The 14,280-nt window shown below is 55.4% G+C and carries 8 protein-coding genes; 5 read left to right on the top strand and 3 right to left on the bottom strand.

Translation table 11 applies throughout. The features are described 5' to 3' along the window. Window positions 1-80 precede the first annotated feature (80 nt). A complete protein-coding gene (gene radA / locus BMY01_RS06995) occupies window positions 81-1,439 on the top strand; it encodes a DNA repair protein RadA (protein WP_074745649.1) in 1,359 nt (452 codons plus the stop codon). A gap of 131 nt (window positions 1,440-1,570) precedes the next feature. Here radA and BMY01_RS06990 read toward each other — a convergent pair whose 3' ends face one another. Beyond that, window positions 1,571-2,098: a peroxiredoxin gene (locus BMY01_RS06990; RefSeq protein ID WP_074745647.1), complete on the bottom strand. Its 528-nt coding sequence runs from the start codon at window positions 2,096-2,098 to the stop codon at window positions 1,571-1,573. 175 nt (window positions 2,099-2,273) lie between these two features. Here BMY01_RS06990 and BMY01_RS06985 point away from each other — a divergent pair, with 175 nt between their 5' ends. Together BMY01_RS06985 and BMY01_RS06980 are read left to right on the top strand one after the other, a co-directional pair. After that, window positions 2,274-3,092 (top strand): DUF6962 family protein, encoded by an 819-nt coding sequence (locus BMY01_RS06985; RefSeq protein ID WP_254772648.1) that lies wholly within the window; start codon window positions 2,274-2,276, stop codon window positions 3,090-3,092. Window positions 3,093-3,142: 50 nt separating this feature from the next. After that, entirely contained in the window at window positions 3,143-3,529 is a 387-nt protein-coding gene (locus BMY01_RS06980; protein ID WP_217638626.1) for a group II truncated hemoglobin, read from the top strand. A 75-nt stretch (window positions 3,530-3,604) separates the two neighbouring features. Here BMY01_RS06980 and BMY01_RS06975 read toward each other — a convergent pair whose 3' ends face one another. Both BMY01_RS06975 and ftsH read right to left on the bottom strand, forming a co-directional pair. Next, the gene (locus BMY01_RS06975; RefSeq protein WP_074745641.1) at window positions 3,605-5,026 is read right to left on the bottom strand and encodes a DEAD/DEAH box helicase; all 1,422 of its coding nucleotides are present in this window, start codon (window positions 5,024-5,026) and stop codon (window positions 3,605-3,607) included. Window positions 5,027-5,838: 812 nt separating this feature from the next. Further along, window positions 5,839-7,713 carry an ATP-dependent zinc metalloprotease FtsH gene (ftsH, locus tag BMY01_RS06965; protein WP_074745987.1) on the bottom strand — a complete coding sequence of 625 codons (1,875 nt, stop codon included), beginning with the start codon at window positions 7,711-7,713 and terminating at the stop codon, window positions 5,839-5,841. A gap of 382 nt (window positions 7,714-8,095) precedes the next feature. Between ftsH and BMY01_RS06960 the strand changes: the two genes are divergently transcribed. Both BMY01_RS06960 and BMY01_RS06955 read left to right on the top strand, forming a co-directional pair. Then, entirely contained in the window at window positions 8,096-9,883 is a 1,788-nt protein-coding gene (locus BMY01_RS06960; RefSeq protein WP_254772647.1) for an autotransporter assembly complex protein TamA, read from the top strand. Window positions 9,884-9,889: 6 nt separating this feature from the next. Beyond that, window positions 9,890-13,945 carry a translocation/assembly module TamB domain-containing protein gene (locus BMY01_RS06955; protein WP_081353808.1) on the top strand — a complete coding sequence of 1,352 codons (4,056 nt, stop codon included), beginning with the start codon at window positions 9,890-9,892 and terminating at the stop codon, window positions 13,943-13,945. Window positions 13,946-14,280 lie beyond the last annotated feature (335 nt).

Genomic DNA, 14,280 nt, shown 5'->3' with positions numbered 1-14,280 from the left:
ATGACATGGTTCGTGGAAATGAAATATATTACTTCGATGATTGAGCTTTCAGGGCGATAACGAATTCCGGTTTTCCACACATGGCTAAATCCAAATCCACTTATTCCTGCACCGAATGCGGCGGCCAGACTTTGAAATGGCAGGGCCAATGCCCGCATTGTCAGGCATGGAACACGCTCGTCGAGGCGATGAGCGAAAAGGCGGCAGCGCGATTCACTCCCGTCTCGGAAAGCAGGGAAGTTCAGAGCTTGAGCGAAGTGGAAGCGGAGGAAGAGCAGCGTTATTCGACAGGTTTGCTCGAGTTTGACCGGGTGCTGGGCGGCGGATTGGTGCAGGGTGGCGTGGTACTGCTGGGGGGCGATCCGGGAATCGGCAAATCCACGCTGCTGCTCCAGGCCTTATGCAATATGTCTTTGCTGCCGCTCGCGAGAAACGTGTTGTACGTGAGCGGTGAAGAGTCAGTCAAGCAGGTGGCGATGCGCGCCAAACGGATGGGAGTCGATGCAAAGGCGTTGCATTTGCTGGCTGAAATTCGCCTGGAGCGAATCCAGGAAGTGCTGACCGAACGCAAGCCTGATGTAGCCGTGATCGATTCCATTCAGACAATTTATTCCGACGCACTGCAATCCGCACCCGGTTCCGTCGCTCAGGTACGCGAATGCGCTGCACAATTGACCCGACTCGCCAAGGCCAGTGGTACCAGCATGATTCTGGTGGGCCATGTGACGAAGGAGGGGGCATTGGCGGGTCCGCGCGTGCTGGAGCACATGGTGGATACGGTGCTCTATTTCGAGGGTGACACGCATTCGAGTTTTCGCCTGATCCGCGCCTTCAAGAACCGGTTTGGGGCAGTGAATGAACTGGGTGTTTTCGCGATGACTGAAAAGGGTTTGCGGGAGGTGAGCAATCCCTCGGCCCTGTTTCTTTCTCATCATGGCGGGCAAGTCCCGGGTTCCTGCATCATGGTGACCCAGGAAGGCACCCGGCCGCTTCTCGTTGAAATCCAGGCCCTGGTGGATGAAGCGCACTCGCCTAACGCGAGAAGGTTGAGCGTTGGACTGGAGCAGAACCGGCTTGCCATGCTGCTGGCGGTTTTGCACCGCCACGCAGGCATTGCCTGTTTTGATCAGGATGTGTTCGTGAATGCGGTGGGGGGCGTGAAAATTACCGAACCGGGTGCCGATTTGGCCGTATTGCTGGCAATCGTTTCCTCACTCAAGAACCGGCCTCTGCCGGAAAAAACGGTGGTGTTCGGGGAAGTGGGTCTGGCGGGAGAAGTGCGCCCAGTCCAGCGCGGCCTGGAAAGACTGAGAGAAGCCGCCAAGCTGGGTTTTGTGCAAGCCGTTGTTCCCAAGGCTAACAAACCGAAAGCGACGCCTTCCGGCATCGAAATCATTGCGGTGGAACGGGTGGAGGAAGCGGTTGCAAGAATGCGATGAAACCCCGGGAAGATTCGCTTTCAGGAATACCTGTTACTTTGTCTATAGACAGGCTTGGGGATGATTCCCGGTTGCCGTCACAAGGATCGAGGTTTCACATTTCGGGATTCACTTCGATCTTTGACATGCAACTAGGAATCCTTCATTCTTTTCAAATCCTCGATTATTTCAGCAGAATTGCGCGAAGCGCTGGCTGATAAATAAATTTTAGCGATCCTGCCTTCCGGGTCAATGAGGTAGGTATTGCGTTTAGCCAGGCCAATGAGGCTCCATATCGAGTCGTAACGCTTGGCAGTCTCGCCTTTGCTGTCCGCCAAAAGCGGAAAGGGAAGATCATACTTTTTGGCAAAGCTGGCATGGCTTGCGCTATTGTCCACGCTTACACCGACAACTTCCGCGCCCAGATCCCTCAATTGGTGAATGTCATCACGGAATTTACACGCCTGCTTGGTGCACCCGGGTGTATCGTCCTTAACATAGAAATACAATGCCAGCCACTTGCCACGGTAATCCGAGAGCTTGTGGTTTTTGCCATTTTGATCGGGAAGATTGAAATCCGGTGCTGCCTCTCCCACCTTGAGAGGCTCTGCAAGGACGCCACGACTTCCAAAAGTCATAATAAGTGTTACCAACGTTGCAAGCACTCCCAGTACTTTCATGATTTCTCCTTGATATTCAAATCGATTTGGCCATTCGGCATCGCATGATGTTTCTGCAAGCGGGTTGAAACACTTGTGCTCATAGCAAGTCTTCTCTTTTCATGCTGCATGCGTCATATTATGGTTCACTTCCTTATTTGCATGCAAAGCCCTTCAGTTGAGCTTGGACGAGTAATTGAGTAATAAATTCAAATTATGGATACTGGCTATACTTTCAGTCGCCATGTTGTTGCTTGCGGCAATTGTTCCACCCATTCCGCAACCCCCGTCATACCACCATTTCGCCGATAGCCGTGACTGTTTGGGCATTCCAAACTGTTTTAATGTAATCTCCAATTTCGCTTTTCTCTTCGTGGGAGTCGCAGGGCTGGTATTTTTGCTGAACTCTCGAGGTTCGCCCGCGGCAAAGGCCTTTACCCTGTCGTCCGAACGCTGGCCTTTCGTGATTTTGTTCCTGAACGTGGCCCTGGTATGCTTCGGTTCAGCTTACTACCATCTGGCTCCTGACAATGATCGCCTGATATGGGACCGATTACCCATTGCAATCGGCATCATGGCGCTGTTGGCGGCAACGCTCAACGACCGAATCGGTCCAAAAGCAGGGACACGCCTTCTGCCTGTCCTGATGGCAATCGGAGCGGGTACCGTACTGAACTGGTATTGGAGCGAACAGCGCGGGGTGGGCAATCTGAACTTTTACGTAGTCGTGCAGTTCTATTCGTTGCTGGTCGTCGTTCTCCTGGGTGTTTTTTTCCACTCGCGCTATACCCGCGGACGAGACATCTACGCTGCGCTGGGGCTTTATGCCCTTGCCAAGGTTGCGGAATTCACAGACCGGCCGATTTATGCTCTCGGACACGCAATCAGTGGACACAGCGTAAAGCATCTGCTTGCCGCTTGTGCCATCTACTGCGTTTTACGCATGCTGAGGAAACGTGAACCTTTGCAGGGAACAATGGAGGAAGCAGCACCTCGTTCTTCCGGCCTTCCCTGACGATGTGACGATCTGGTTAACGTCTGGTTAAAGGAAAGAAGGAGAATGAAGTGCACCTTATAGAAGCTTACGAACGGATGGGTGGGGAAGCAGTCATCCGCCGTTTGGTAGACCGTTTTTACGACCTGATGGATGAGGATCCCGATTATTACGGCATACGCAAGCTTCATCCGCAGGACTTGACCAGTTCCCGGGAGAAGTTGTTCATGTTCCTCTCAGGTTGGACCGGGGGGCCAACACTCTATACCGACAAGTATGGCGATCCTCGTCTGCGCAGCCGCCATATGCCTTTTCCGATTGGCACTTCCGAGCGCGATCAATGGTTGGGCTGCATGTATCGCGCCATGGTGGATATCGAGCTGGATGAGGTTCTGTGCAAGAAGCTTGCCATGGCGTTCGATCAGACTGCCGACTTCATGCGCAACCAGCCGGAATAAAACCGATGTAAGGGTTGCGCGAATAGCGGGGTGGGAAATGCCCCGCTGCTGTCCTTCAGAACATGGATGAAACGACTACTTCCCCCTGAAATAAGCGCTGGAACCGGTCGTGTTTCCAAATGAATCGCGCCTGCTGTTCCCTCCGCTACTGGTTCTGGCGGCTCTGGTACTGCTCGCTGTATTACCCCATGTATCTCGATTACCGGCAGGTGAACGGCTCTGCCCGGCCTTCCAGTCTCCATCGGATCTATAAGCGTTGCTCCGGTGCGGAACATCGCTGGCCCAGGTACGGCTACGCTTGTGAGTAACACTCGGTAAGTTCCTGGGTGCTCCAGTACCCGCGCTTGCGCGCGGCTTGAATTTCGGTTCGAGACCCGGTACCACGTGAGAGGTTATTCGCTGCCCGGTAAAGCGTTCGATTTTTTTCAGATGGATTCCATCCTTGCTCGAAGCGAATGAAACCGCAATTCCTGACGCCCCCGCGCGTCCTGTCCGCCCGATGCGATGCACATAATCTTCGGCAAATTTCGGCAGATCAAAATTGATGACGTGGGTAATGCCTGCTACATCGATTCCCCGCGCGGCTACATCGGTCGCGACCAACACTCTTATGCCGCCCTGGCGCAGTTTTATGAGAGTACGGTTGCGGTCGCGCTGGCTCATGTCCCCGTGCAGGGCGGCTGCCGCATGACCCTGGGCGGAAAGACCGTCGGCGAGCATATCCGCATCACGTTTGGTGGCGGTAAAAACGATGGCTTGTTTGAGCGCTATATCCCGAAGCAGGTGATCCAGCAACTGGTTTTTGTGGGAAATGTCGTCCACGTAATGCAGCCGTTGTTCGATATTGTTCAACCGGGCCTTGGAGGTGGCGACCTGGATGCGTTTCGGTGAATTCAGCAGACGTGCAGCCACATTATCCATTGCACTGTCCAGGGTGGCTGAAAACAGCAGGGTCTGGCGGGTTGCAGGAGTGGCCGATGCGATTCGCTCAACATCCTCTATGAAGCCCATGTCGAGCATGCGATCGGCCTCGTCCAGTACCAGCATTTCCAGGCGGGAAAAATCGATCCGCCCCCGTTGGATGTGGTCGATCAGCCGCCCTGGAGTGGCCACAAGAATATCGACCACCTGCGAGAGCAGCTTGTTTTGCAGCGGGTAAGGCATACCACCAAGTATGCTCACCACTTTCGCCCGCGGGAGGTACTTCCCATATTTGGCAGTGGCTTCGGATACCTGGAGTGCAAGTTCCCGCGTTGGTGTCAATACCAGCACGCGGGGTCCGCGGCTACGCACCTGGGAAGGGGAAGCCAGCCGGTGCAGAGCGGGCAACATGAAAGCAGCAGTTTTGCCGGTGCCGGTCTGGGCTGATGCCAGGACATCATGCCCCGTCAGCAATTCGGGAATGGCTTGTTCCTGAATGGGGGTAGGCGAGGTATAGCCCGCATCATTGATGGCTTTAAGAATGAGCGGATGGAGATTTAAACTTTCAAAAGACACGTTGTTTTTTCCTGTTGAATGAAAAAGTGTGCATCCTCATAAAAACCCGGGTTTCCGTGCCTCAGCCCCTACTTGGAAGGATTTTGCGCCAAGAGAGTTGCGACAAGACTGTCGATTTCTGCACAGGGATGTTTTTCATCCCATTTTGTGTCTGAGTCAGGTGATCCGGTATTGATTCTTGGATGCGCTCTCGAGCGCGCAAGCAGGACGTACCCTCGAAAATGGACGGGCTGTTGGTCGGCCAGCGCACATACATAAGAAACCGCTTGAAGCACCCGCAAAGGGCTGATCAAGCGTTTCAAACATCGCCGCTAACCACGGTGCCGCCAATTTCCGCTGGAAACTTGAAAATCGAAAAAGCTCTGAAACGGTCAGGAACGATGGACCGAAAAAAGCCGTGATGCTATTAGGGCTTTTCGTCGAAGCGCGGAGTATACAGGAAACTGGAGCCTGTATAGAAATTTTTATGTGGATAAATGCATGAAGAGAGTATGAAAAGCGCAGACGGAAAAGAAATTGGGTGGGAGCAGGGGCGATTTCGTTTCCGGGAAAATTCATTCAGCAGAAAAAGTTTTTCTGTAAAGACAGCCTTGCGACTTGCGGTGGGGAGATTATGGGGCGCTTCCGTGAAACCAAGTCTTTGGAATCCGGGTTCATTGGGGTCTCCCGCAAAGTTTCATGCTTCCTCGAGATTGAGGGCATGCGCGAATTGGTTGGGATGGTGAGATTGTCAGCTGGAACAGATTCAGCACAGACCCAACGGAGTCTGTTCCAGCTTGGCAAGCCGTCATGCAAAAGTCAGCATTCGAAGCCTACACTTTCTCCAGGACTTTGTCGCTTCCCGGGGGAGTAGTGTCGGTGCGAGGAAGCACGGGCCTGGCAGTAATCTGCCGTTTCAGGTTCTCTATCTCGGGTTCATTCAACGTTTCGACCCGAAGTAGCTCCTCCGCCGTCCGGTCGAGCAGCGCGCGATTGTTTTCCAATATCTCTATCGCCCGCTTCAATGCCCCATCGACGAGCGCACGCACGGTGTTGTCAACCGTGTTTGCCGTATCTTCGCTATAGTCCCGGCTTTGCGGCATGGGAATGCCGGGTTGCAGAAACTGCGACCGTTCCCGGTCATACGCAACATTCCCGAGAGCTTCGGTCATTCCATACCGGAGCACCATCGCACGGGCGAGGTCGGTTGCGCGGACGATGTCATCCGATGCACCGGTCGATATTTCGTTGAATACCACACGTTCGGCCGCTCGTCCGCCCATCATCACCGCCATTTTGTTTTCCAACTCTACCCGGGTCATCAGAAACCGGTCTTCAGTGGGCCGCTGTACCGTGTAGCCTAGCGCGCCTATTCCACGTGGGATAATAGAAACCTTGTGCACCGCATCGGTTCCCGGCAAGGCGAGCGCCACCATCGCGTGTCCCAGTTCATGAAACGCGACCACGCGGCGCTCTTCCGGATTGAGCAGACGGTTGCGCTTCTCAAGGCCGGCTACCACCCGCAAAATGGCGTTATTGAAATCTCCCATCGTCACGGCGGCGCCATTCCTGCGGGTGGCAAGCAGGGCAGCTTCGTTGACCAGGTTGGCGAGATCAGCACCCGTAAACCCCGGCGTCAAAGCTGCGACCTGCTCTTTTTTTACATCAGGATCGAGCTTCACCTTTTTCAGATGCACAGCAAGAATCTGCTCTCGCCCCAGTTTGTCCGGCCGATCCACCAGCACTTGGCGGTCAAATCGCCCTGCCCGCAACAGGGCGGGGTCGAGGATTTCGGGCCGGTTGGTCGCTGCGAGCAGCACCACGCCACTTTTAGGGTCGAAACCATCAAGCTCGGCCAGCAGTTGATTCAGCGTCTGCTCCTTCTCGTCATGACCCCCAAGCCCATAGGCGCCCCGAGCTCGTCCAAGCGAATCCAGTTCATCGATAAAGATGATGGCAGGCGCCATCTGGCGCGCTTGTTCAAACAGGTCGCGCACACGCGCAGCCCCAACCCCGACAAACATCTCTACGAACTCGGAACCGGAGATCGAGAAGAACGGAACATTCGCCTCGCCTGCCACGGCACGGGCCAGCAGCGTCTTGCCTGTACCCGGTGGACCCACCAGCAGGATACCCTTGGGTACCCTCCCGCCCAGGCGGCTGTATCCGGCAGGATCCTTCAAAAAATTGATGACTTCTTCCAGTTCTTCCTTGGCTTCATCCACTCCGGCCACGTCTGCGAAAGTTACCTTGGTTTCTTTCTCCACGAAAACTTTGGCGCGGCTCTTGCCGATCGACATCAACCCGCCGGTCATGCCGCCTGGATTCATGCGGCGGATGATAAACAGCCATATCCCGAAAAAAATCGCCATCGGCAATAGCCACGACAGCAGATCGCGCATCCAGGTGCTCTGAACCACGCCCGTGTACGTCACGTGATGTTGATCGAGCTTATCAGCCAGCTCGGGTTCCACCCGCGTGGTCACGAAATCCTTCAACCCGTCGGCGCCTTCCCCCTTCAGGGTGCCATAAATATGATTTTCGGTGATGGCTATCTCCGCAATCTTGTCCTCATCCAGTAGGGTATGAAAGCGGCTGTAAGGAATGGGCTCGACCTTGGTATAGCGGGCATACATGCTTTGTATGAGCAGAATGCCGAGTACCGCAATAATGACGTACCAGAAGTTGATCTGGGTTTTTTTGTCCATGGGAAGTTGGGCCTTTTTATCCTTTTTATCCATCAGATATCCTTGCTCTCGTACTGTTATATTAGTAGACAGTCAAATGCCTGACTTTGTTCAGCATAGTATACGGAGGCTATAGCGCAAAGCGCCGCGCGCAGGTTGGATAGACCGCAGGTTGTGTAGACTATGGGAGGAGAGAGCTTGCCAAACAAAGGCTTGACGCGACCGGGTCGCATGCGCTTTACTCAGGAAAATTGCTTATATCGCTGGTCTGCTATTCTTTGATTCTGACGGTCCGCCTGTGGGGACAAAGATTTACCTTATTCCGCAGGCTTACATGCAAAGCCTGCCTTTCATTTGCGGGCTTCCAGTAGTGTTTATACAGCCCTTCTTGCATTTGCCCGTCTTGAAATTCTTGTTTTCTCTTCTGGCGGATAAAGCGTGTCTTTACCTCGGGGTGATCATTTTGCTCATGCTGAGTAACGGCACGGTCGAAGCGGGTCTTTTCGGGGGTCTCTTCGGAGACGATGCTCCGCCCCCCTCCATCGGACTTTCCGCTCCGGAGCCCGTGGCGGATCTGCTGAAAACACATTTCCGTCTGCCGACAGAGGCTCTGGAAGACGAAACCGCACGCGCCACTTTCATGCGGCGCGCCCAGCGCGAAATCAGCGAATTGCTCGCCACCGAGGGTTATTTCATGCCCAGGATAACATTGCATCTCTCCACACCCGGCGAGATACCGCAATTGGAAGTCGCGCCGGGACCGCGGACAATGGTTGTCGGGGTGCATATCGAGTTCAAGGGAGATCTGAGTGTTGATGAACCTGGACGGGGCGCACGGATTGAAAAGCTCCGATCTGCCTGGTCCCTCAAGGAAGGCCAGCCCTTTCGCTCCCCTGCCTGGGAAGAGGCCAAATCGGTATTGCTATCCAATGTCGCAGGAGAGGATTATGTCGCAGCGCAGATCGAGGAAAGCAAGGCGGAGATAGATCCTGATTCTTCGGAGGCGCGATTAATGGTGATAGTGAACTCCGGGCCGGCATTCCGCTTTGGCGATCTCGACATAAAAGGGCTTAATCGCTATGAACCCTCACTCATAAGCGGCCTTGCCCCATTTAAACCGGGGGACCTTTATCGCCGTGATCAATTACTCTCCTTCCAGACGAAATTGCAGAATCTGCCTCAATTCAGTTCCGCGGCTGTCAATATTCAACCTGACGAAGCAACGCATCAGGCGGCGCCGGTAGAGGTAGTGCTATCAGAGGCGAAGTCGAAGAGGGTAGGGTTCGGCGCAGGTTACAGTTCCAATACGGGTGCGCGTGGCGAGGTCACTTACACGAATAACGATTTGCTGAATAGCGCATTGAGACTAAATAGTGGATTGCGTATCGAGCAGAAACGCCAGAGCTTGACGAGCTCAATCGACAGCGTGGCGGATGCGTCGGGAACATGGTTTTCCTTGGGGGCGTCGGCGGATAGAACTTTCATCCAGCAACTGGAAACCATACGTCAGAAAGTCGGCGTCAGCCGCAACCAGCTCTTAGACAAGACTGAAACAAGACTTTCGTTGAACTGGCAGCGGGAAAACCGGGAGCCGGAAGGAGGCCTGGAGCAGATCAACCAGACCTTGGTGCTGGATGGCTATCTGCGCTATCGTTCTGTGGACAACCCGTTATTCCCCAGGGATGGCAGTGTTTCGGAATTGCGCATCGGAGGTGGCAAGCGGGAATTGCTGTCCGATCAGGACTTCTTGCGGACCTATGCAAGACATCAATTCTGGTATCCGGTGGGCAAGCGTGACGTGTTGTTACTGCGGGGCGAGCTGGGGTACACCTTTGCCCCTTCACGCTTCGGCATTCCCCAGGAATATCTCTTTAGAGCGGGCGGTATTCAATCTGTTCGCGGCTACGCTTTTCAGCGTTTAGGCGTGCGGGAAGGCAGTGCCGTGGTCGGAGGCAGGGTAATGTTCACAGGATCGATTGAATATAATCACTGGCTTACGCGTAATTGGGGTGCTGCCATCTTTACCGATGTGGGGGATGCAGCCGATACCATAGGTGGGCTGAATCCGGCTGTCGGATACGGTGGAGGGATACGCTGGCGTAGTCCTGTGGGGCCACTGGCGGTGGATGTTGCTCGCGGGCAGCGGGACGGAAAATTCCGCTTTCATTTTTCGATTGCCGTGGCGTTCTGACAGCGCATGAAGCCTGCAAGCGAACAGCGAATCCAGCATGCGTTCCCTAGCTTCCGCTGGTGGCAATGGATGTTGCTGGCGGCGATCTTCATCATCCTCGCGGTCGCAGGCTCCGCCCTCTGGCTGGCCACAAGCAACTCGGGCCTCGTCTGGCTCGGGTCGGCCCTGTCTCGCCTGAGCGCGGATAGCATTTCTTTTGAAGGGTTGGAAGGAAAACTGTCCCGATCCGTCAGCGTCCGGCGCATGCGCTTTTCCGGGGAAAACCTGCTTATCGTCGCACGGGAGGTGCAACTGGATTGGGAACCCGGTGCATTACGGTCGGGCCAACTCAAGATCATCGCCTTGACAGCGGGGGAAGTGGAAGTGGTTTCACTCCCTTCTCCGGAACCGGCAACACAGCCGGATAATCTGGAACTGCCCTTGTCGCTGGATGTGCGCAAGTTCGAGATCGGCGTCCTCCGTGTGATGCGCGAAAAAGGGGGCCTTCCGGTTTTTCGGGCACTGGACCTTGCCACGAAATTGACAAGTGATGGACACGTTCATCAGATTCCTGAACTGCGCGTCATGCTCGACTATGGCCGCCTCACTGCATCAGCCGAACTGAAAGGCGAGAAGCCTTTTCCCCTGGAAGGTCACGTAACCCTGGCAGGAATTGCCGTTCCCAAAGTGCAACAACCAGCCGGTACGTCGACGGAGAAATCGGAAGCACGCATTTCTGCCACCCTTGGCGGCGATCTGGCACAGATCGACGTGAAAATCGAGGGGCAGGGCGCCGGGCTGTCAGGGGAGGGAGACGCGCAATTGCGTCCCTTTGCCCCGTTTGTGGTGGGGGGCCTGCGGTTGTCACTGAGCGGTCTGGATCCTCATGTTTTTTCCGCTACGGCGCCTCAGGCCAAGCTTGATTTGCAGGCGGATTTGAATGAAAAAATGGCGGGCCAACTCGAAGGTACCCTGACCGTTAAAAACAGCAAGCCTGCCGCCCTGGATGCGGGCGGTCTCCCGGTGCTCGAGGCGCGCGCGGAGCCTGTGTTGTCAGCGGAATTGCTCCAGCTTCATGACTTGAAACTGCTGCTGCCAGGCGGCGGATCGATCATGGGTGATGTCGTATGGCAACTCACGGAGGCAAGCGGATCGGCGGATTTGCGCGTCCTGCAGGTTAACATGGCCAGGCTGGATACGCGCATACGCCCCACGAATGTCAGTGGATCGCTGAGACTCAGTGCCGATGTGAAGAGGCAGCAGGGAATATTGGCGCTTCATGATCGGAAGCTGAGTGCGAGTGTTCATATGACACTGGCGGACGATGTGCTGACACTGGAAAAAGTGCGCCTCAACCATGGGCAATCCCTGTTCACCGGTCAAGCCAGGATGGAGTTGAACGGGCAGCGGGAGTTTGACCTGGCGGGCAGCTTGCGGCGCTTCGATATTTCTGCGTTTTTACAGGGGCCTCGAACCGATCTCAACGCGACACTCAAACTGACAGGCGAACTGGGTTCAACCGGAACACGCGAATCTTCCCGAAAAGTTTCAGAACCGGCGGGTACGGCTCAGTTTGCAATCGCCAACAGTCACGTAGCGGAACAACCGGTATCAGGCAATGGCCGCATCGAGTTTGCAGGGCTCAGCCGGGCTAAAGGGGGAATCGAGTTAAACTTCGGCACGAACCGGCTTCTGGCGCATGGCGGTTACGGGCGTCCAGGTGATCAACTACAGCTTGAATTGAACGCGCCTGCGCTGGCGCAAATCGGCTACGGACTTGCAGGCTCACTGATGGCGAAGGCAATAATGGGGAGCAGTTCCGCCAGTTTTATCGAGAAGCCGCTTGAATTGGCGGATATAAGCTTTTACGCCACGGGAAAGGGTATCAAGCTCCCGAATGAGCATTATCTGGATAATTTCACTGCCGATGGCAAGCTGCACGGCGATGCGATCACGTTAAAGATCCTGGCTGCGGACTACCGGCTCCAGGCAAATCCCCGCCTGCAACAACTCAGTGTGGAAGTGGGGGGTAGTACTTCACAACACGAGATCCAGGTCTCTGTCCAACTGGTCGATGATCAGAGCCTGTTCCTCCGGGGCAGAGGGGGTCTCACCAAGATGGGGCAGTGGCCGGATGCCGAGTGGGCGGGGGAACTGGTGGAGTTGTCCGGGTCCGGTCGAGTTCCATTTAGCCTCAAAAATGCCTCTCCCGTGCGAATCGGCTCCAGCCACGCATCACTCGGTTTATCGAATATCGGCATCGCGGGAGGCGCAGTGCAGATTCGTGAAATCGATTGGAGCCCTGAAAGGTGGAGCACAAAGGGGCATTTTTCGGGGATTGGGCTGCGTCCCGGGGCTGGAGGGAAAAAGTCGGAGGGGGCTGCGGAGGCTGTGGCGGCAGCGAAGACCGTAAAGACTGCAGGGGCAAATGAAAACGCAGGTGCGGACGAGCGCAGGCGGTATGAAGCCGATCGGGGAGCAGCTTATGAAGCTCTCCGGCTACACGGAGAATGGGATATTTCAGCCGGTAGCCAACTGAAAGGTTTTATTGACATCGAACGCGAGGGTGGCGACTGGATATTGCCGGACGAGCCGCCGCTACCGCTGGGTCTGCAAATCCTCAGATTGTCCGGCCGGGCCACAGAGGGCCAACTGACCGCAGAACTCACTGCAAGAGGCAAGCGATTGGGCGAGGCGAACGCTCTTGTCTCCATGCCGCTGGCAAAATCAGTAGAGTCCGGGATGCACTGGACGATTTTGCAGGATGCTGCCCTCTCCGGGCACCTCTTTGTCAATATGCAGGATATTTCCTGGGCGGGTCCCGCTATTGACGACAGCATCAAAACCGGCGGTGCAGTCGCATTGCAGGCAGATGTGATCGGGACGTTTGGCAAGCCGCGTCTGGAAGGAAAGATACAGGGAGATAATCTTGCGGTTGCCTCGCTGGAGCATGGCGTGCGGCTTGAACAGGGAAAGCTCGCCGCGCATTTTGACGAGAAATCCCTTCACATGGACATCCTGAATTTCTCGTCACCGCATCAATCCCCTCCGCAGGACCCTCTGTTACGGCACCTGGAACTCGCAAAAGGACCGGGTACTTTGCGGGCGTCGGGAGTCATGGATTTTACCGGGGAGCGCGGCAGTGTCGAAATTACCGCCAATCTTGTTCCGTTGGCTCAACGGCCCGATCGCTGGATTATTGCTTCGGGAAGCGGTAATGCCACGCTGGAACACAATATGCTCACCCTCAAAGGGAATCTCATGGCGAATGCAGGCCTGCTGGCGCAGCCTACCGCAGGTCGTCCTCATTTGCCCGATGACGTGATTATCATCGGCCGGGACGCGCCGGATGGACCGCAATCCGAGCGCAGGGGATTGCGTATCGATGTTGAAGCTACCCTCGATCTGGGCGAGCGGTTCTACATTCATGCCTCGGGGCTGGAAGGCAGGCTTGCCGGACAATTGCATTTGAGGGGCGAGCCTGGACAGAAGCTCCGTACTGTCGGCACCATTACCGCTCAGGATACGAAATTCGAGGCCTATGGGCAGGACCTGACTGTGGAGCGAGGCATCGTGAGCTTTCAGGGTTCGATCGACGATCCGGCACTGAACGTGCGTGCAGTGCGCAAGGGGTTGGCAGTGGTGGCAGGAGTGGAAGTGACTGGCAGCGTGCGTCATCCCGTCATACGGCTGGTGTCGACGCCGGCCGTGTCCGATCTGGAGAAACTCTCGTGGATTACGCTGGGGCGGGCTCCGGGAGGCAAGGCAGACGCCTCATTATTGCTTGCCGCGGCCGGCTCCATTCTCGGAGGGCAGTCCGGCGGTGTGACCGATAAAATAACCCGGGCACTGGGAGTAGACGAGCTATCGATCCGGCAGGCGGGAAGCGATCCATTGACCGGACAAATCGGCACGATCGGCAAGCGCCTGTCGAAGGAGGCTTACATCAGCTACGAACAAGGCCTTGCCGCGGCGGCGGGTGTGACGAAGCTCACCTATGCGCTAACTCCCAAGATCACGTTAGTTGCCCGTGCGGGAATGGATAATGCGATCGATGTGCTTTATTCGCTCAGTTTCGATTGATTGAATCCGTGCCGAGTGCGCGAAAAAGGCCGGGAATCAATCAGATTCCCGGATGAACAAACCTCGTATCCGCGTCATAAGAATACCCTTCCTGCTTATTCTTCAGTTGCAGATGCCCGCACCGGAAAGCCCGGAGAATAACGCATCACCATTTCGCCTGGCCTGAGCAGGCTTCCACCGGAAAAGCCTCACCGCTCAGCATGAGTGTGGTACCGAACAGAGGGAACGTATTTTCGTTCTTAAAATTCGGGTTCTGCTCTAATTCGAGTCGGTGATTGATCTGGGATCAAAGGGATAGACTGCATTGGAGTGCAGTTGTGTCTCCATTGAAAATC

It is taken from the genome of Nitrosospira multiformis, from assembly GCF_900110185.1.
GTDB lineage: Bacteria > Pseudomonadota > Gammaproteobacteria > Burkholderiales > Nitrosomonadaceae > Nitrosospira > Nitrosospira multiformis_A.
The sequence above is the reverse complement of the archived record's forward strand: the minus strand, read 5'-3'. Positions and strand labels throughout refer to the sequence as shown.

Excerpts from the sequence above, each read along its gene's own strand:
- BMY01_RS06990 (WP_074745647.1), bottom strand. The coding sequence starts at position 2,098 with ATGAAAGTACTGGGAGTGCTTGCAACGTTGGTAACACTTATTATGACT.
- ftsH (WP_074745987.1), bottom strand. The coding sequence starts at position 7,713 with ATGGACAAAAAAACCCAGATCAACTTCTGGTACGTCATTATTGCGGTA.
- BMY01_RS06955 (WP_081353808.1), top strand. The coding sequence starts at position 9,890 with ATGAAGCCTGCAAGCGAACAGCGAATCCAGCATGCGTTCCCTAGCTTC.
- radA (WP_074745649.1), top strand. The coding sequence starts at position 81 with ATGGCTAAATCCAAATCCACTTATTCCTGCACCGAATGCGGCGGCCAG.